Raw genomic sequence first — 18,423 nt, 5'->3', positions numbered from 1 at the left:
CTGTCGGCCTCAGTCCATCGGCGGCCTCCACATCGTCCAGAGCGGCGGCCCGTCGGGTAGGTCGATCACGGACCGGACCTGGTATCCGTGTCGCAGGTACAGCTCGCGGTTGCGTGGGTCGTTCGCCTCGAGATAGGCGGGCAGCCCGGCCGCGTCGAGCCGGCGGTGATGCCGGCGGAGAAGCGTGCTGCCCAGCCCCTGATTCTGCTGATCGGGGCGGACGGCGAGGAAAGCAAGATAGTGGTGCGGCGTGGTGGGGTGTTCCGCCTCCAGCGTCGCGTCCAGCAGACACATTCGATCGTGCGCCTCGCCGGCGATCTCCTTGAGCCGGCGCTCGTAGTCGATCGGCGACGGCAGCGCGGCCGTGAGCGGGAACCACAGGGCGGCACCGGTCAACCGGCCGGTGCCGTCCTTGGTCGCGTAGACCTCGCCCCACCGCAGGGTGTGCTCCACGAAGATCGTGAAGTACTCGGGGCTGGCCGCGTGGCGCACGCCGTCGTCGGGTTGCAGCCATCGGGCGACCGGCCCGTCGTGCATGGCGGCGGCGACAAGATCGGTGAGCTCGCCGGCGTCGACGAGTGCGACACTGCGGATCACCAGATCATGGACGGCGTGTGTCATTGCGCGCTTCTCCTTACTAATAGGGGTAACCACGAGCGCCGACCGGGTCGCCGTGCAGCTGCTTGGTGGGCCACTGGATGTCGGAGAGGATGCTCGTCCGGCCGTCGGCACCGCGGCCGATCTGGGCATAGACCTCTGGACGGGCGGCCCGCATGATCGCGGCCCAGATGAAGCCGAGTGCGGCCACACCTAGATAGAGCACCGGGATCAGCCACTGGAACGGTGAATCGCCGTCGACCTGAAGCAGTTCGCCGAAGCCGATCACCGTGGCGGTCAGCACGACGGACAGGAGCAGGAAGGACATGAACGGCGCGAGGTAGGCGCGCCACACGTTCTCCGACCTCCGCCCGCGAGCGAAGAAGCCGATCACCGCGGCCGACGTCGCCCACATCAGGATCAGCACGCCGAGGCCGCCGATCGTGGTGAGCCACGCGAACACGTAGACGAGGGGCTCGGCGCCGGCTATCGCATAGGCGCTCAGCACCACGATGGCCAGCACGCTCTGGGTGATCGAGCCGGCCAGCGGCGCGCCGGTGCGCGGGTGGGTGCGACCCCACACGGCCGGCAGCACGCCCTCACGGCCGAGCGCGAACTGATAACGGGACACCGCCGCGTGGAACGCGAGCAGCGCGGCCAGCACGCTGGTCAGGAACAGCAGGTAGCCCATGTCGACCAGCGCCACCGGCAGATGCTTGCTGACCAGGAAGAAGACCAGGTCGGTCTGATGCTGGGAGGCGGTGGCGGCGATGTTGGCCGGGCCCGTGGTGACGGACATCGCCCAGGCCGAGACCGCACACAGCGCGCCGGCCAGCAGCACCGCCCAGTGGGTGGCCCGGCCGATCGTCTTCTTCGGGTCCTTGGTCTCCTCGGAGAGGACGACCGTGGCCTCGAAGCCGACGAAGCCGGCGACGGCCAGCACCAGCAGGGTGCCGACGACCGGAGTGAACAGTGGCTCCGGATTGAAGGGGGAGAAGTCGACGTGCCCGCCGGCCGGGTGCGCCACCATCACGACGTCGTAGAGCACGACGATCGTGATCTCGGCGACCAGCAGGACGGCCAGCACCTTGCCGCTCAGGTCGACCCACAGCAGGCCGAGCACCGCGACCACAAGCCAGGCGGCGATCGCGCACACGTACCACGGGGTGACCAGGCCGAACTCGGCGAGGATGCCGGAGGCGGCCGAGCCGAAGAGACCGAACAGGCCGATCTGCATCAACGAGTACGCCGGGAGGGCCACGAACGCGGCGCCGACACCGATCACCCGGCCGAGCCCGTGGCTGATGTAGGAGTAGAAGGCGCCGGAGTTGACGATGTGCCGGCTCATCGCGACGAATCCGACCGTGAACAGGGAGAGAATCCCGGCTACCGCCACGTACGCGATCGGCACCGCGGTGCTACCGATGATCGCGTAGATGGCCGAGATCGCTCCGATGATCACAGTCAGCGGCGCAGCTCCCGCCACTCCGAAGAACACCACGGACGGGACGCCGAGCCGGTTCTTGGCCAGCGCCCGCGCCACGATGTCCGGCTCGGCGGGTTCCTTCTGCAGCATTAACATCCTCCCGGCCCATTGATCTGAGTTGTTGCGCCGGAGGTGGTGCCGCCCGATGGCGCTCACCGCCGACCGACGGTCAGGACCGAGCCGACGGAGGCCTCGGTGAATTCGATAAGGTCGCGTAGGTCGCCGGAGAGCGCGTTGACCGCGTTCGGCAGCGAGTGGAAGGCCTGCCGGTGCATCTCGAAGTCGTAGAGCACGTGCCGGGTCAGCCCGGTCGCGGCCACGAGTCCGACGAGCACCCGGTCGGTCAGGCTCAGTTCGATGCCCCGGACCAGCAGGTTGGCCAGACGGGCGGGTGCCCAGGCGGCCGCGTTGCGCTGTTCGGCGCTGTTCGGTAGATAGACGGTTTCGGTGGAGAGCATGCGCCGGCGGGTGATCAGATCGACCGCTCCCAGGCGAACGAGCCGCTCGCCGACCCGGACTTCGGCGTCCTGCGAGAGGAACGCGAGCCAGGTGCGGACATCACGGTGTTGCGGCTGGGCGATGAGCAGGTCGAGAATGTCGTGCGCCAACGCGTCGGCCGGGGGGTGTCGATCGAGGATGATGAGGTCGCCTTCGGCGATCCCTATCCGTCCTTCGAGGATCAGCTCGCCCAGCAGCGCTGCGGCGAGCCCCAGGCCCGTCGCGCGCGGGTGGAGTCGGGACCGGCCTGTCCGGTCTTGATGTGCGATCAAGAAGTACTGGTCAGCCAACACGCTGCCACGCCCCTTAGACCCGTGTAGACCCAAGCTTTGAGGGATCACTGTGAGTACAGGAAGTCAATACTCGATGTCTGCCGCATCATGTACCCAACATCAAGGTCAATACAAGAAGTACTAGACTTCTTGTTCAGGGCTCGAGTCCACGTTGGATCATGGGTCGGCCGGTCATAGGATCGGTTACCTGAGGAAACCTGAAGGCCAAGGGGAGTCCAGGTGTCCGTTGACGAAGGTCCCACGCTGCGACGGCGGCGACTGGGCGCAGAGTTGAAACGGTGTCGCGAAGCGGCCGGATTGACGCAGGAGAATGTCTCGCGTCATTTCGAGTGGCATGCTGCCAAGGTCACGCGGATCGAGACCGCGCGCGTCGCGGTGACCGCACGCGACGTGCGCGATCTGCTCGATCTCTATCACGTCCGGGACGAGGCCTACCGCGAGGCGCTGATCGAGCTTGCCCGCATGTCCCGCGAGCGCACCTGGTGGAGCGACTACCGCGATGTCATCCGGCCGGGCAACTTCGTCGGCTTGGAGGCGGGCGCCTCCTCGATGCTGACCTGGGAGCCGAGCATCGTGCCCGGCCTGCTGCAGACCGAGGCCTACATCCGGGCGCTGATGCGCACCGGGCGCTCGTTCGACCCGCCGCACGAGATCGACCGCCGGGTGGCGTTGCGGATGACCCGGCAGGGCCGGCTGACCGAGCGCCGCCCGCTGGAACTCACCGCGCTGGTCGACGAATCGGTCGTGCGCCGCGTGATCGGCGGTTCCGAAGTGATGGCGGAACAGCTACGTCATCTAATCGAAATGGCTCAATTACCGAATGTAATCTTGCAGATCCTGCCGTTCGGTTCTGGAGAACACGCGTTCCTCGGTGGACCGGTGGCGCTATTGGAGTTCCACGGCGTAGACGCGCAGATGAACCATGGGATATCCAGAGCGGAAACCACCCATCTGGATGTTGTCTATCTTGAAGGTCTTGCGGGAGACTCTTACGAAGAGCAACCGGCCGAGGTTGCCCGTTACCGAAAAGAGTTCGAGCGATTGAGCGCGAAGGCGCTCGACCATCGCCAGACAATCAAGATGATCGAGAGCCTGCTGGTCGCTTAGGGCTCCGAGACAACCACATATCCTAAGGGGGTGCTTGAGGTTGCTCGCGCACCATCTCAACGCTGCTGTCTGGAAAAAGGGCAGTCGCAGCAACGGCAATGGCGGTAACAACTGTGTCGAGGTTGCCTTCCTCGACACAGGCGTTGCCGTCCGAGACAGCAAGGACCGGTCCGGCCCGGCTCTCATGTTCACGCAGGACGAGTGGATCGCCTTCGTGGGCTCGGCCAAGGATGGCGAGTTCGACATCGTTTCCTGACCCGAGAGCCTACCGATAGGCACGCACCGATGGGAAGTGCTTACGCAAAGTCAACTTCTCTTCGGGGCGGACCTAGCGGGGATGCTGCAGCGCCCCTCACGGGGCGTTGCAGCGCCGATACTTGACGTATTTGTGGAGCCCATTTGCCGAGGTCACGGCGACTTGGCAGGTTCACTGTGTTCAAATTGACAGACTCAGATGGCCGAAATTAACGCGAGAGAGCTTTCGGAGACGCTCTCGCGAAACTAGGTTTCTCCATGTGGAGCTGGAGCTGCGCCATCTTCGAATGGTGCTTGCCATCGCCGAAGCGGGCAGTGTGACCAAGGCCGCTGCGGCGCTCGGTCTCGCCCAACCGGCCCTGACCACCCAGCTTCAGCGCATTGAGCGGATCCTTGGCGGAGCTCTGTTCACCCGCGACCGCCGTGGCGTCCTGCCGACGCCGCTCGGCGATCTCGTGCTGGCTCGCGCGCGGGTGCTCATCCCGGCCGTGACCGGCCTTCACGACGAGGCCAGCGAGCTCATCACGTCCGGCGGCACGGCCCGATACCGGGTCGGAGCCACCAATGGGCCGATCGTGGCCGGCCTGGTCCGGCGGCTCAACGACGCCCATCCCGGCGGCCCGGTCTCGATTCGCTCGACGTCGTCGGGCAACGAGATCGCCCAGTCGGTGGTCGAGGGGCGACTCGACTACGTCGTGGTCGGTGCGTGTGCCAACCCGCCCGCGCTCCTACCGCCCGGCCTCAACTGGCAGGTCGTCTCCGTCGACGCGGTCTGGGTGCTGATCAACGACCGGCACCCGCTGGCCGGCCGGGACGAGATCGCGCTCAGCGAGCTGGCCGATGAGCAGTGGGTCGGCGCGCCCGGCGACGGATGCTTCTACGAGTGTTTCGCGGCCGCCTGCGCCCGCGAGGGCTTTGCCCCCAAGGCGCCGACCGAGATCGCCGTCAGCAGCGCGTTCGACCTGGTCGCATCGGGGGACGCGGTCGCTCTCAGCCAGGGCACGGTGCGTTCGCTCGAGGGCGCCGTCGCGGTTCCGCTCGCCGGGGTGCCGCTGCGCTGGCGGCATCTGCTCGGCTGGGACCCGGAGGCCCAGGCGGCCGGGCAGGCGGCCGAGCTCTATGGGTACGCCGTGGAGACCTACCTCGAGGTGCTCCGCAAACGGCCCCGCTACGCGCGCTGGCTGGCCATGCACCCGGAACTCGGCGTGCAGAAGTCGGTTTCGCTCTTCCCCGGAACGCGGCCGGGTCGCCCCGGCCTCAGCGGCCGGAGCGACCCGAAGATCGCCTAGCAGTTGCTCAGCAGGTGCCGAGCATGCTGGTCAGCGCCGTCTTCTCGGCGCTCGTGACGGTCAGCGCCCAGACGTACTTCACCCGGACCCAGGCCCGCGCGTAGGTGCAGTAGTAGCTGCTCAGTGGCGGCTTCCAGGAGTCCGGCGACTGGTCGCTCTTGGACTGGTTCACGTTGTCGGTGACCGCCCACAGCTGCGGGTCGGTGAGGTCGTTCGCGAACGACTCGCGCTTCGCGGTGGTCCAGCCCCAGGCGCCGGAGATCCAGGCGTTCTTCAGTGGGACCATGTGGTCGATGTCGACGTCCGACGCGGCCGTCCAGGTCGCGCCGTCGTACGGGCTGTACCACTTGCCCGAGGTGGCGGCGCAGGCCGAGCTGACCACGACACTGGTTCCGTCCCGCTTGAGCACGGTCTCCCGGGTGTTGCAGGTGCCGGAGATCGTGTCCCAGGTCGGGAACAGGTCACGGTCGTACGTGGTGGTGTGCGTCCAGGCGGCCACGGTCAGGCCGGCGAGCTGAGTCTTGGCCGCCGAGGCGGTCGGGATACCGGGCGGGGTGGCGAACGCCGGGCTGCTGCCGAACCCGAACTGGAGCAGGGTGGCCAGCAGCGCGGTGGCGAGAGCCGAACGAAGGAAGGTCTTCAACGGGGGATCCTCCGGGTTGGTCGCTGTTGACCAGGAGTCTCGGCCCAGAGATCGACCACCGTCTAATACCAAATCATATATTCAAGAACAACTATGGGACGGGACGACGACGCTCGAATGCAGGCCGCATTCACCCGTTGGGGTGTAACCACCAATCGGCTGACACCAATTCGGCAACCAGGGTCTCGGTCAACAGGCGTACCCGGGAATCGTCGTCGTGCCGGAAGCGGACCGCGGTGGCCGCACCGGGTGCCTCGCCACCTACCGCCACGATCGTGGAACCGCGACTGTGCAGCCATTCCAGAGCCTGATCGTCATAACGTGAACCGGGGAACAACAGCGCCCGGTAACGCAGAGTCTTTGTCAGATATACGTCTACGTGTGCCCAGTCGCCGGTCTCGCAACCGTCGGCCGCGACCCGCGGGCCCTCGCGGAACATCAGCGCCGACTGCAGGGCCGAGGAGATCCGCTCGACCGGGGCCATCGGGTAGATGCCGTCGCCGCCGCCGAGGAGCTCGTGGCAGCGGGGGAGCCAGGTGTCGCGGCGATCCAGCAGATCTTCGGTAGCCTCGGCGGCCCGGACGACCAGGGCCGCGGTGTCCGCCGACCGGCCGCCGGTGAGCCGGCCGGCCAGGGCGTCGAGCAGCGCCTGGGTGTGCTGGAAGGACCGGCAGGCCACGCCGCCCGCCTCGACCCCGGCGACCATGTCCACGAGGTGGGTCGCCTGTTCGGCGAGCGGCGATGACGGATCGTTCGTCATCGCGACGAATCGCGGCAGGCCGGCCACGGCGTCGAGCGTCTCGCGGCTGGTCCCGGACGCGGAGATCGCCACGATCAGCGTGTCGTCATCCGGATAGTGGAAGCCGCCCGCTGCCGACGCATACTCCGCGGCGGCGTCGATGCCAGCCGCGCGCAACCGGCGGGCCGTCACCTGGGCCGCATAGCGTGAGCTGCCCATACCTAGGAAGACCACGCGCCGGGCCGGGCCGAGGAAGGACCATGGATCGTCGGTCGCCAGCCGGTCGGCGAGCGCGCGCAGCGATGCCGGCTTGGCCTCGAGGTCGGCTTTGAACAGTGCCGGATCCAACGTGATCACCCGTACCAGGATCGGAGGACGCCCATGGGCGCGTATCGCCAGCGGGGCAGGAAGCGGGCCGCGTAGATCAGCTCGCGGCACTCCTGCTCGATCTCGAACGGGCGCAGCAGAGTCTCGTCGAGCAGGTGCGCGAAACCGTGCCCGGCGAGACCGGCTCGGTACGCGATGAGCAGGGAGTCCGCGGCTTCGCGACCCCAGTCGAGGAGAGCCGCGCGGTGGCGGCCCTCGGTGCGGCGGTTCGCGATCTCGGCGACGTGCAGGACGCTCGTGCGCAACTGGGCGAGGTCGCGGACGACCGGCTCGGGACGCGGTTCGACTGTCGGATTTCCGTCGAAGTCGGTCACCGCGTAGCCGCCCCGCCAGCGCAGCACCTGCCCGACATGGAGATCGCCGTGCAGCTCGATCGAGGGCGCCGGGCTGACGTAGCCCGATAAAGCGGAAATGTCGGTTCGGATGCGCGGCGCGACCGAGCGGAGCCAGCCGCCTTCGGCGTCATCACCCACGCAGGCCAGGGCCTCAGCAAGAGAGGAGGGCGCAGCAGCGGGCGGTGCACCGGTAAGGACAGACGGGATCGCCGGGGTGGCCAGGGCGGCGTGCAGGTCGGCGGTGAGGGCGCCCAGGTCGGGGGCGAAGTCGGCTGGTGGGCCGCCGTCCAGCCAGGAGAGCAGGGCGTTCGTGCACCAGTCCCAGCCGTCCTCGGCCTGCGGCAGGAAGCCGGTGACCAGGGCGACCAGCGCGCCGTCGGCGAACAGGGCGGCGTGCGGCGGGGGCATCCGGGTGAAGCCGGCCGCGGCCAGGTGGGCCAGCAGGCGCGGGGCCCGGGCGGCGGGCTGCGGCGTGCGCATCCACTTGACCACCACGCGCTCGCCGACCACCACCGAGACGTTGGTCTGGTCGACGGTGATCGGCCGCTCGTCGCCGGGGACCGGGTCGAGCGGCAGATAGATGCGCAGGTCATGGCCGGGTGGCGCGACGCCGGCCACGATCGCGTCGACCAGGCCGGCCGACGCGCCCGGAGCGACCTTCACGCGGCGGCTCGCAGTGGGTTGCCGGTGACCTGACGGGCGTACGACAGGATCAGCTCTTCCGCCTCGCCGGTGCGCAGGGTGGGATGGCGGGCGACGATGCGATAGCCGTACGCGTCCTCCAAGGCGACCAGGTTGCGCGCCAGCGTGAGCGAATCGGCGGTGAGGGCGAAGGCGCCGTGCGCCGAGCCGGTCTCGAGGATCGTCTGGTACATCGACACCTGGCGGTCGAAGAGCGACGTGAGCAGCGCGGCGTAGACCCGGCTGCGGCCGGCCAGGCCGCCGAGCTCGCACAGCAGGCGCACATCGGCGTCGTCCGAGTCGACCGGCAGGCCCGAGCGGATCGTCACGACGAGCTTCTCGGCCGGATCGGTCAGGCCGGCGATGCGCCGCATCCGCGCCTCGTAGAAGCGCTCCATCCCGGCCTGGTTCGCCTCCAGCAGCAGGTCGCTGAGGTCGGGGTAGTGGTAGAGGACCGCGCCCGAGGTGAGGCCGGCCTGCTCGGCGACCTGGTTGAGCAACACCCCGTCGGGCCCGTGCCGGAGCATCGCGCGCTGGGCCGCCTGGATCAGGTCGGCCCGCCGTTCGGTGCGGGTCTTGCGGGTGGCCATCTCTCACCTCCTCGTCAACAAGGGTGCATCACCATAGGCTCTGCATATTGACTCTGCGCAAGGGCGCTTGTTGAATTCACCTTCAACAAGCGGAGCCCGGGGAGAGTCGATGTCGCTGACGGTCCTGTTCATGCCCGAGAGCGCCTACGGGCCGACCAACAACTGCATCGGCATCGGCGACGTGCTGCGCCGGCGCGGGCACCGGGTCGTGTTCGCCGCCGAGGCGTCCTGGGCGGGCAAGCTCACCGCGCTCGGCTTCGAGGAAGATCTGGTCAACCTGGCTCCGGCGCCGGACGAGCCGCAGGACGCCGGTCAGTTCTGGAAAGACTTCATCCGGGACACCGCGCCGGAGTTCCGCAAGCCGACCATCGACCAGCTCGAGACCTGGGTGAAGCCGGTCTGGCAGGAGCTGATCGACGGCGCCCGCTACTGCCAGCCGCAGTTGCTCGACATCATCGCGCGGGTCAAACCGGACGTGATCGTCGAGGACAACGTGGTCGCGTTCCCGGCGCTGAACACGGCGGGCGTGCCGTTCGTGCGGATCGTGTCGTGCAACCCGCTCGAGGTGAAGGGGCCGAACATCGCGCCGGTGTTCTCCGGCTACCCGGCCGACGACCGGAGCGAGTGGGCCGACTTCCTCGCCGAGTACGACCGGACGCACCGGCCGATGTGGGAGCAGTTCAACGACTGGGTGGTCGAGCAGAGGGCGCCGGAGCTGCCGGACCTGGAGTTCATCGGGGAGGGCGACCTCAACCTGTACGTCTACCCGGAGGTTCTCGATTACCGGAAGTCGCGGCGGCTCGGGACCAACTGGCTGCGCCTGGAGTCGTCGGTGCGGGAGACCGACGATTCCTATCAGTTGCCGGCCGGTTTTGCCGACGGCCACAAGCTGATCTATTTCTCGCTCGGGTCGCTGGGCTCGGCCGACGTCGAGCTGATGCGGCGGGTGATCGCGGCGCTCGCTGCCACCGACCACCGGTACATCGTCTCCAAGGGGCCGCTGCACGCGGAGATCGAGCTCGCCGACAACATGATCGGGGCCGAGTTCCTGCCGCAGACGTCGATCATCCCGCTGGTCGACCTGGTGATCACGCACGGCGGCAACAACACCACCACCGAGGCGATGCACTTCGGCAAGCCGATGATCGTGCTGCCGCTGTTCTGGGACCAGTACGACAACGCCCAGCGCGTGCACGAGACCGGCTACGGCATCCGGCTCGACACCTACGGCTTCAGCGACGCCGAGCTGCACTCGGCGATCGACCGCCTGGTCGGCGACGACGCTCTGCGGGTCCGGATCTCGGCGGACGGCGAGGCCATCCGGGCTGCTGACGGAGTACGCGTGGCAGCCGACGCGATCGAGAAGCTCGGACTGGAGAGCAAGTGACGGCGCTGGTCAACCCGGCTTCCGGCGTACACCTGGAAGAAATCCCGGACAGTGATGTCGCCGATGTGGCGAAAGCGGTCGGCCGGGCTCGCGTTGCCTTTGAGCAGTGGCGGGAGGCCACCCCGGGGGAGCGGGCGCGGGTGCTGTTGCGCGTCGCCGACCTGGTGGAACGGGACGCTGCCGACCTGACCCGGATGGAGATCGAGGAGACCGGGAAGCCGCTTCCGGTCATGCGCGACGGCGAGTTGACCTTCAGCGTCGACAACCTGCGGTTCTTCGCGGGGGCGGCCCGGTCGCTCGACGGGACCGGGGCCGGGGTGCTCTCGTCGGGGTACACCTCGATGCTGATCCGGCGGCCGATCGGCGTCGTCGGGTCGATTGCGCCCTGGAACTTTCCGCTGGTCATGGCGGTCTGGAAGATCGGTCCCGCGGTCGCGGCCGGCAACGCTGTGGTGATCAAGCCGGCGCCGCAGACGCCGCGGTCGACGCTGGCGCTGGCGCGTCTCTTCGAGGAGGCCGGGGCGCCGGCCGGGCTGGTCGGGGCGGTCACCGGTGGTGCTGCGGTCGGGTCGGCGCTGGTCCGGGACGAGGGCGTCGACATGGTCAGCGTGACCGGGTCGACCTCGACCGGGCGGGAAGTGATGCGGGGCGCGGTCGACGGCCTGAAGCGGGTGCACCTGGAACTCGGCGGCAAGGCCCCCGCGATCGTGTTCGGCGACGCCGACCTGTCGGAGATGGCGGGCGGGGTGGCGATGGGGGCTACCTACAACACGGGACAGGACTGCACGGCCGCGACCCGCGTTTATGTTGAAAAATCGGTCTATAAGGATGCGGTGGCGGCGTTGGAAAATGCGCTGCGGCGGATTCGGCCGGGCGATCCGTGGGCTGCCGACACCGACATCGGGCCGCTTGTCTCCGCCGTACACCGTGATCGGGTTGCCGGTTTCGTCTCTCGGGCCGTGGCTGCTGGGGCTCGGGTGGCGGTCGGCGGGCGCATTTCCGACGGACCGGGATTTTTCTACCCGCCTACGCTGGTGCTCGACGCCGACCAGCGCAGCGAGATCGTGCAGGACGAGATCTTCGGGCCGGTGATCGTGGTGGTGCCGTTCTCATCCGAGGACGAGGCGGTGCGGCTGGCCAACGACACGCGGTACGGGCTGGCCTCGTCGATCTGGACCCGGGACGTGGGCCGGGCACTGCGTGTGGCGCATCGGCTCGATGTGGGCGTGACCTGGATCAACGATCATCTGCCGATCGCGTCGGAAGCGCCGCACGGCGGGGTGAAGGGGTCCGGCTTCGGCAAGGACATGAGCCAGGAGTCGCTCGGGGAGTACTCCGTGACCCGGCACCTGATGATCAAGCACGCGGCGCCGGCGGCCCGGGACTCGTTCCGCCCGGCCTGACCTTCCCTCGGGAACCTGACGACTTTTCCCTCTGAAACGGGAACGGCCGGTGCCCGCCAGCACCGGCCGTTTTCCTGTTCGTTTTGTCAGATGCGACCGAAGTCCTGGGTCCAGTACGGGGCGCCGCCGGCGGTGTAGGCGACGCCGACACCCACCGCGATGCTGCCGCAGTTGAGGATGTTGGCGCGGTGGCCGGAGCTGTTCATCCAGCCGGTCACGACCTGCTGCGGCGTGCGGTAGCCCCAGGCGATGTTCTCGGCCGAGGCGCCCCGCTTCGGGTAACCGGCGGCCACCTCGCGGGCCACGAACGTGCTGCCGTTCGAGCCGACGTGGTCGAAGAAGTGCTCGGCGACCATGTCGGCGCTGTGCGCCCGGGCCGCCTTGGTCAGCCGGTCGTCGGTGCGCAGGGCCTTGCAGCCCCGGGCGGTGCGCTGCGCGTTGGTCAGCTGCACGACCTCCGCCTCGTACTGCGCCATCGTCATGGCCGACACCTTCTTGGCCGGAGCGTGCTTGGTCTCGGCGGCGAAGGCCGGCGCACTCGCGAACAGGGGAAGGGCGACAAGAGCGGCGATGACGGCGAAGCGCTTCAAGTGGTGACTCCTTCTGCGATCGGTGACTGCCGCCATTCCGATCGGGGCGAAGCACGCCGCGATGAGCCGGTAAACCGACCCGCACCCGCGGCTCACCAAGCCGCAACCCGCCGCCGTTTCAGCCTTCCGCCGGGCCCTCCTTCGGAGGCTCTTCCGGGTAGGAGAACCAGCCGGTGGTCGGGCGGGGCGCGGGTGGTGGGGGCGTGGGCTCATCAGGCGGTTGCGGGGGCCAGAGTTGCTCGCTGCGGCCGGCGGCGGCGCGGATGGCCGTGCCGTCGACCTCGGTGCGGATCTCCGCCATGCCGAAGGACGGCCAGGACAGCACGAACGTCACCGGCCCCGCGGGCGGCAGCGGGGACACCCAGTAGGTCTGATCCACGCTGGTGTCGCCGCCGCCACCGCTCTGCTGGGTGAACAGCAGCTGCTCGTCGTCCGGCGCCGAGCCCGGGCCTTCCGCTCGCCGGTCGCGTAGCGTGTCGGCCCGGCGCCCGTCGGCGTATTCGAGACCGAGCAGCAGCCGGCTCGCCGGCGGAATCGCCACGCCCGGGTGAACGTGCGCGCTGAGCAGCCCGAACAGCCCGCCCCGGGCGAACTCGGGCCGCGGCCGCCGCAGCCGGACCGCCAGCGTGAACCGGAACCCGGTGGAGAACCCGGCGAACTCGCCGATCCCGACGGCCGCGTCGGCGGTGCGCCCGAGCAGCGCCGAGATCCCGGCGCTGCCGGGGAACTCGTTCTCCGGCGCGGACATCCGCTGCTGCCACCGCTCGAACTGACCATCGGCCCACATGTGACGTCATCCCTTGCCATCGCTGTGCTGTTCCGGGTTGGGTCCACCATATGGCTCTCATCGCGTACGACCAGGGGGACGCCGCGGCGTTCGAGGCGACCCGGCACCTGTCGGACGACGGGCTTGCCGGCTGGCGCGCGGCGATCACCCGGCACCTCGACCCGGGTCCGGGCGCACGGCTGCTCGACCTCGGGTGCGGCACCGGCAGCTGGGCAACGGCGTTCCAGGGCTGGTGGCCCGACGCGGAGATCCTCGCGGTGGAGCCGTCGGCGGCGATGCGGGAGCGGGCGGTGTTCCGGCCGGTGCTCGCCGGCGACGCCGGGCACATCCCGCTGGGCGACGCGAGCCTCGACGCGGTGTGGCTCTCCACCGTCATCCATCACGTTCCCGACCTGGAGGCCGCCGCCCGCGAGCTGCGCCGGGTCCTGAAGCCGGGCGCGCCGGTGCTGATCCGCTCCGCCTTCGCCGGTCGGCACGGGGGGATCACTCTGTTCCGCTTCTTCCCGGAGGCGGTCGCGGTGCTCGACCGCTACCCGAGCGTCGCCGGCGTCGAAGCGGCGTTCGCCGCCGCCGGCTTCACCACGGCGGGTCTCGAGCCGGTGCCCCAGACCAGCGCGCCGTCGCTGGCCGACTTCGCCACCCGCCTGCGCCGCGCGGCGCACACGCCACTGCAGCTGATCAGCGACGACGCGTACGCGACGGGCGTCGCCCGCCTCCACGAGGCCGCTCGAACCGATGTCGGCCCGGTCATCGACGCCCTCGACCTGCTCGTGCTGCGCTGAGGCCGCCGGTCTAGGGCTAAGCGTCGGCGGTGGGCTTGGTGGGGCAGCCGTTCTTCTTCTGCCAGGCCTTCACCGCGGCGACCGGGGACTTCTGGCCGTCCTTCGCCCACGAGTCCAGGTATGGCCAGGGGTAGAGGGTGCCTCGCTGGTTCCACCAGTCGCCCTGCTTCGCGCACGGCGGGGAGATGCCGAAGTGCAGGTGGCAGGCGCTCGCGTCGCCGGAGTCGCCGGTCTTGCCGAGGTCCTGGCCGGTTTTCACGCGCACGCCGGGGTTGATGCCGGCGGTGACCACGGACAGGTGCGAGCCGTAGTAGCGCACGCCGTCGTCGCCCATGATGGACACTGACAGGCCGCCTCGGGTGGCGCCGTCGTTCTTCTTGGCCGTCCACGTGTCCTTGCGGGTCACGGCCAGGACGACGCCGCCGGTGACGGCGACGAACCGGTGGCCGCACGCGGTGATCACGTCGGACGCCGGGTAGTCGTGGTGGGTGTGGGCGTAGCTGTTCTTGCCGATCACCGGGAACGTGTAGGTGATCTTCGTGGCGGACGCCGACGGTGACGCGGAGGCCGAGGGCGTGGCCTTGGGGGTGGCGGACGCGATCGGCGGCGGCGCCGCGGCCGAGGTCTGCAGGCCCTGCGTCGAGCCGGCCCAGATCGGCTGGCCCTCCGGTTTGCCGGAACAACCGGCTGCCGCGGTGAGGGTCAGGCCGACGATGACGCCGCCCAGGACGATTTTCCGGATAAAGGGAAGCAAAACCACATCTTCCTGCTCGGGAACCGACGGCCAAATATAACCAGGCCACCGCACGGCGCAACCCGGCCGGACGTCACCGCCCGGCCGGGGGCGACTCAGGCCACTGACTTCGGGGACAGGGGTGCGATCGCGGTCGACGGGGGCGCCGGGTGCAGGCCGGCGCGGATCGTGTCCAGCATCGTCATGCCCTGCGCGGCCAGCGACGCGACCACACTGTTCAGGCCCTCGGCGCCGTCGAGCACCGTGACGTTGGCGCCCTGCAGGCCCTCGGCGGCGGCCCGCAGCATCTCCGGCAGCTTTTCGATGAGGGCCTGGTCGAGAGCGATGCGGCCCTGCGCGGCGGCCGCCTCGGCGGACAGCTTGGTCGCGTCGGCCTCGGCGCGGGCCAGGGCGCGGATGCGCTCGGCCTCGGCCTCGGCCGGGCGGACCACCTCGGCGATCAGCTGGGCCTGGCGCAGCTCGGCGTTGCGCTGGGCGACGACCGCCTGCTCGGCGAGCACGTCCTGCGCGGCGCGGGCCGAGGCGAGCGGGCCGGCCTGGGCGGACGTCTGCTGGGCCTGGTCGATCTCGGCCTGATATTGAGCCTTGGCGATCGCCGTCTGCCGGGCGTACTCGGCCTGGTGGCGGGCGCTCTCCTGAACGGCCATCGCGCTGGCCCGGTCGGCCTCGGCGTAGGCGATCTTCGCTTCCTGGTTGACCCGGGCCTCGTGCACGGCGGCCAGCGCCTTGATGTAGCCGGCGCCCTTGTCGTCGATGCTGCTGATCTGCAGCGAGTCGACGGCGAGGCCGATCCGGGCCATCTCGGTCTTGCTGGCGTCGACGATCGCGTCGGCCAGGGTCTGCTGCTCCCGGATGATCGACTCGACCGTCATGCTGCCGATGATGCTGCGCAGATGGCCGGAGAAGATGCGGCCGACCAGGGTCGGCATCTGCGACTGGTCGCCCTGGAAGCGGCGGGCCGCGGCGGCGATCGACTCGTGGTCGTCGCCGACCTTGAACGCGATGACCGACTGCACCGCCAGGATGATGCCCTGCTTGGTGTAACAGTCCTCGATGACCTCGGCCTCCTGCATGGCCAGGGTCAGCCGGGTGGCCTTGGAGAAGATGGGCGCGACGAACACGCCGTGCCCTGTGACGATCTTGAACGGCAACGCGTCCGCACCCCGCTGCTTGCGACCGCTGATCAGCAACGCCTCGTTGGGGGCGGGCACCCGATAACCGAACATTCTTACGACCCTCCTACGACGGGCCATGGCTCCACGTCGACCTGGCGCGCGCCACGGTTGTGAATGACGAGGACCTCGGCGCCCGCGGCGATAGCCGTCGCGGCGTATGCCAGGTAGTAGTGCGCCAAGCCGTCGACCAGCACGCGCACCTCCCCCGCGCGCTCGCCGCCGCGGATCGCGGTGATCACCGTGCCCACTTTGCCGACAAGCGCCTGACTCGCCACGACTGCATTGTGCGCTCGTTGCGCTAGATCGGCTGCCCGGCGTGCTGGAGATCAAACGACAGTTAGCCGACACCATCGGCGGCCGCCGGGGCCTACCGTCGCTGCCATGGGAGATCGGCTTCGCGCGGCGGCGGAGGAAGCGGCGGCGGATCCGGCGCCGGCTGCGCCGATCATCCGGCCGGCTGCGCCGGGCAATCGGGAGATGGCTGACAAATTGGGCGCCGGCCCGGTGGGCAAGGATGATGTCGCGGGTCTGTCCGGCTCGGCGGGCAACCGCGCGGTGGCGAATTGGCTGGGCTCCTCCGGGAGTACGCCGTCGGCCGCCCCGGCGACTCCGCAGATGCTCGGGGCCGGGACCTCCGGCGTTACCCAGGCCGGCCCGGCTGGACCCGTACACCCGGGGCCTGTTCCCGCCGTACCGGAAAAAGTGCCGGCGGCGGGACCGCAAGCGCAAGCAACGACGTCTCCGCCGAAGGCGGTGGTTGCGCCGCCGCCGACCGACTGGATCGAGGCGCTGCCCGGGCACATCAAGCAACAGATCGACAACTTCCAGCCGGAGCAGACCAAGGCCGCCGACGCCGGTGACAAGAAGTGGCTCGACGTGCGGGCGCGGAACCGGGTCACGTTCATGGAGACCATGCGCTGGGCGATGGGCAACGACGACGCCGTGATCCAGAAGCACTTTCAGGAGATCGCGCCGATCGACGTCGGCAGCGGCGGGGAGTTGTGGGCGCACATCTCGACCCGGGAGCGGCTGCTCGAGGTGAAGGCCGAGCTGGAGACGCAGGGGGTGCCGATGCCGCAGACCACGGTCGGTCTCGGCATGCGCGGCGATCACCTGGCCCGGGCGGACAAGGGGCGCGGCTGGTTCACGCATGCGGTCGGGTTCGCGGTGGACTGGCGGGCCTATCAGACGCCGAAGATCGCCGACCAGAAGCTGATCACCCTGTTCGAGATGGTGACCGGCGGCCGGCCGGACATGAAGACGAGCGTGGAGAGCGACAAGCGGATCGACCTCGAGATCAAGATGGGGCAGGGCACGGCCGACGCGGCCGAGTCGAAGAAGCTGCTCGACTCGGTGGAGTCGGAGTACAAGCGGCTCACCGAGGCGTCCGCGAAGTTCAAGACCGACCTGCTGCCGGCGGAGGCGATGGACCGGCTGCGTGCGCTCGAGAAGGCCCGCGTCGCGGTGCAGTCGGCCCAGCGCAAGCTGACCACCCTGAAGAAGCGGCGGGCGCCCCAGGCGCAGATCGCGGCGGCCGAGACGGCGCTGGCCGCGGCCAGGGAGCCGTACGAGAAGCTGAAGGCCGCGATCACGGCCGACCTGCCCAAGATCTTCGAGCCGTGGGTCAAGAAGATCGACGACAAGATCGCCGTGATCGACCAGCACTTCGCCGATGCAAACGTCGACGTCGGCCTGCTGACCAGCGACTACGGCTTCAAGGAACGGGGCGAGACGGTCGCCCGGCTGAAGCGGGCGAACGTGGTCGCGGCCGGGAAGGCCGGCCCGGACGAGGGCCGGCTGCGGCAACTGCACCAGGACGCGCTCGCGCTGCAGGCCCGGATCGAGGCGGTCAAGGCGGGCGGACTGTCCGATCCCGACCTGGACCGGGCGGCGGAGGCCACCGAGGCGGTGCTGCACGGCATGGAACCGCTCGAGGACGCGATCGGCGAGCTGCTGCCGAAGGCGAAGTTCGAGATGAAGCCGGCCAAAGCGGGAAGTGGCAAGGACACCGCGGCGGCGCTCAAGGTGGCCGCCGACAAGCTCGGGCCGCGCTTCCTCGACCTGGCGAAACGCATCGTGCCGGCGGCCGCGACCTATGACCAGAACGCGGCCGACATCCCGGCCACCCAGGAGGACATCGCGAACCGGCGGAAATATCGCGACGAGAAGACCGCGGCCCTGGGCAAGAAGAAGGTCGACGCGCTGATCGACGAGAAGTTCGACCTGCTCAACCTCAAGGCGCTCAAGGACGGGCTGCTCACCAACGCGGGTGGCTTCGTCTTCCGGGACGGCATCGACGTCAACGACCCGGCGCTCGACCAGCTGATGGGCCTGATGCCGGAGAACAAGGGCGGCTTCTTCACCCCCGATGAGGAGGGCGGTGAGAAGGAGGCCAAGGCCGGCACGTTCAGCGGCTCGCACGGTTACGGGCTGACCTTCATCTCCACGATGGTCGCGCACGGCTTCGAGGCCGGCATGGCCTGGCGCGGCGGGTCCGACCCGATGCACTTCGAGCTGGCCGAGGGCCGCAAGTTCCTGACCAGCGCGGGCGCGAGCCCGGTCGTGGCCGGCGCCGACCTGAGGGCCGAGGAGGAAAAGAAAGCGGAGGGCCGACGCTGACCACCAGCGCCGGCCCTCCGTGTGTC

19 protein-coding genes are annotated in these 18,423 nt (G+C 69.3%); 7 read left to right on the top strand and 12 right to left on the bottom strand.

The features are described 5' to 3' along the window. Window positions 1–9: 9 nt before the first annotated feature. The 3 genes from AB0E90_RS40885 to AB0E90_RS40875 are packed head-to-tail and all read right to left on the bottom strand — an operon-like array spanning window position 10 to window position 2,874. On the bottom strand, window positions 10–621 hold the full coding sequence (locus AB0E90_RS40885; RefSeq protein ID WP_360417687.1) for a GNAT family N-acetyltransferase: 612 nt from the start codon (window positions 619–621) through the stop codon (window positions 10–12). Window positions 622–637: 16 nt separating this feature from the next. Beyond that, window positions 638–2,179, bottom strand: coding sequence for an APC family permease (locus AB0E90_RS40880; RefSeq protein WP_360417686.1), 1,542 nt, complete (start codon window positions 2,177–2,179; stop codon window positions 638–640). 56 nt (window positions 2,180–2,235) lie between these two features. Continuing rightward, a complete protein-coding gene (locus AB0E90_RS40875) occupies window positions 2,236–2,874 on the bottom strand; it encodes a GPP34 family phosphoprotein (protein ID WP_360417685.1) in 639 nt (212 codons plus the stop codon). 219 nt (window positions 2,875–3,093) lie between these two features. On the opposite strand from AB0E90_RS40875, the gene AB0E90_RS40870 reads away from it, so the two are divergent. From AB0E90_RS40870 to AB0E90_RS40860, 3 genes are all read left to right on the top strand, one after another. Then, window positions 3,094–3,981: a helix-turn-helix transcriptional regulator gene (locus tag AB0E90_RS40870; protein WP_360417684.1), complete on the top strand. Its 888-nt coding sequence runs from the start codon at window positions 3,094–3,096 to the stop codon at window positions 3,979–3,981. A gap of 40 nt (window positions 3,982–4,021) precedes the next feature. Continuing rightward, complete coding sequence (locus AB0E90_RS40865; protein WP_360417766.1) at window positions 4,022–4,237, top strand: DUF397 domain-containing protein; 216 nt, start codon at window positions 4,022–4,024, stop codon at window positions 4,235–4,237. Between the two features lie 259 nt (window positions 4,238–4,496). Continuing rightward, entirely contained in the window at window positions 4,497–5,525 is a 1,029-nt protein-coding gene (locus AB0E90_RS40860) for a LysR family transcriptional regulator (RefSeq protein WP_360417683.1), read from the top strand. A gap of 7 nt (window positions 5,526–5,532) precedes the next feature. On the opposite strand, the gene AB0E90_RS40855 is transcribed toward AB0E90_RS40860, so the two are convergent. The 4 genes from AB0E90_RS40855 to AB0E90_RS40840 all read right to left on the bottom strand — a co-directional run bounded on the left by AB0E90_RS40855 (window position 5,533) and on the right by AB0E90_RS40840 (window position 8,900). Further along, complete coding sequence (locus AB0E90_RS40855; protein ID WP_360417765.1) at window positions 5,533–6,132, bottom strand: HNH endonuclease family protein; 600 nt, start codon at window positions 6,130–6,132, stop codon at window positions 5,533–5,535. Window positions 6,133–6,298: 166 nt separating this feature from the next. After that, the gene (locus AB0E90_RS40850) at window positions 6,299–7,264 is read right to left on the bottom strand and encodes an SIS domain-containing protein (protein WP_360417682.1); all 966 of its coding nucleotides are present in this window, start codon (window positions 7,262–7,264) and stop codon (window positions 6,299–6,301) included. After that, complete coding sequence (locus tag AB0E90_RS40845) at window positions 7,261–8,292, bottom strand: hypothetical protein (RefSeq protein WP_360417681.1); 1,032 nt, start codon at window positions 8,290–8,292, stop codon at window positions 7,261–7,263. Before AB0E90_RS40845 ends, AB0E90_RS40850 begins: the two co-directional genes overlap by 4 nt. After that, window positions 8,289–8,900 (bottom strand): TetR/AcrR family transcriptional regulator, encoded by a 612-nt coding sequence (locus AB0E90_RS40840; RefSeq protein WP_360417680.1) that lies wholly within the window; start codon window positions 8,898–8,900, stop codon window positions 8,289–8,291. Before AB0E90_RS40840 ends, AB0E90_RS40845 begins: the two co-directional genes overlap by 4 nt. Before the next feature lie 109 nt (window positions 8,901–9,009). Here AB0E90_RS40840 and AB0E90_RS40835 point away from each other — a divergent pair, with 109 nt between their 5' ends. Together AB0E90_RS40835 and AB0E90_RS40830 are read left to right on the top strand one after the other, a co-directional pair. Then, the gene (locus tag AB0E90_RS40835; RefSeq protein WP_360417679.1) at window positions 9,010–10,287 is read left to right on the top strand and encodes a glycosyltransferase; all 1,278 of its coding nucleotides are present in this window, start codon (window positions 9,010–9,012) and stop codon (window positions 10,285–10,287) included. Continuing rightward, window positions 10,284–11,690: an aminobutyraldehyde dehydrogenase gene (locus tag AB0E90_RS40830; RefSeq protein WP_360417677.1), complete on the top strand. Its 1,407-nt coding sequence runs from the start codon at window positions 10,284–10,286 to the stop codon at window positions 11,688–11,690. Before AB0E90_RS40835 ends, AB0E90_RS40830 begins: the two co-directional genes overlap by 4 nt. Before the next feature lie 86 nt (window positions 11,691–11,776). Here the strand turns inward: AB0E90_RS40830 and AB0E90_RS40825 are convergent, their stop codons facing one another. Together AB0E90_RS40825 and AB0E90_RS40820 are read right to left on the bottom strand one after the other, a co-directional pair. Then, on the bottom strand, window positions 11,777–12,280 hold the full coding sequence (locus tag AB0E90_RS40825; RefSeq protein WP_360417676.1) for a CAP domain-containing protein: 504 nt from the start codon (window positions 12,278–12,280) through the stop codon (window positions 11,777–11,779). 118 nt (window positions 12,281–12,398) lie between these two features. Beyond that, window positions 12,399–13,067, bottom strand: a complete 669-nt coding sequence (locus tag AB0E90_RS40820) for a hypothetical protein (RefSeq protein WP_360417675.1) — start codon at window positions 13,065–13,067, stop codon at window positions 12,399–12,401. Window positions 13,068–13,117: 50 nt separating this feature from the next. On the opposite strand from AB0E90_RS40820, the gene AB0E90_RS40815 reads away from it, so the two are divergent. Then, entirely contained in the window at window positions 13,118–13,849 is a 732-nt protein-coding gene (locus AB0E90_RS40815) for a methyltransferase domain-containing protein (protein WP_360417674.1), read from the top strand. Window positions 13,850–13,865: 16 nt separating this feature from the next. Here the strand turns inward: AB0E90_RS40815 and AB0E90_RS40810 are convergent, their stop codons facing one another. The 3 genes from AB0E90_RS40810 to AB0E90_RS40800 form a co-directional block, all read right to left on the bottom strand. Then, the gene (locus tag AB0E90_RS40810; protein WP_360417673.1) at window positions 13,866–14,603 is read right to left on the bottom strand and encodes a peptidoglycan DD-metalloendopeptidase family protein; all 738 of its coding nucleotides are present in this window, start codon (window positions 14,601–14,603) and stop codon (window positions 13,866–13,868) included. Between the two features lie 95 nt (window positions 14,604–14,698). Continuing rightward, window positions 14,699–15,829, bottom strand: a complete 1,131-nt coding sequence (locus AB0E90_RS40805) for an SPFH domain-containing protein (RefSeq protein WP_360417672.1) — start codon at window positions 15,827–15,829, stop codon at window positions 14,699–14,701. A gap of 2 nt (window positions 15,830–15,831) precedes the next feature. Further along, entirely contained in the window at window positions 15,832–16,053 is a 222-nt protein-coding gene (locus AB0E90_RS40800) for a hypothetical protein (RefSeq protein ID WP_213007542.1), read from the bottom strand. A gap of 106 nt (window positions 16,054–16,159) precedes the next feature. Here AB0E90_RS40800 and AB0E90_RS40795 point away from each other — a divergent pair, with 106 nt between their 5' ends. Continuing rightward, window positions 16,160–18,397, top strand: coding sequence for a hypothetical protein (locus tag AB0E90_RS40795; RefSeq protein WP_360417671.1), 2,238 nt, complete (start codon window positions 16,160–16,162; stop codon window positions 18,395–18,397). The last annotated feature ends 26 nt before the right edge of the window (window positions 18,398–18,423 follow it).

Source organism: Actinoplanes sp. NPDC026619, assembly GCF_040638295.1.
In the GTDB taxonomy this organism is placed as follows: Bacteria; Actinomycetota; Actinomycetes; order Mycobacteriales; family Micromonosporaceae; genus Actinoplanes.
Note: the sequence above shows the minus strand (reverse complement) of the source record. Positions and strands in the feature narration are given on the sequence as shown.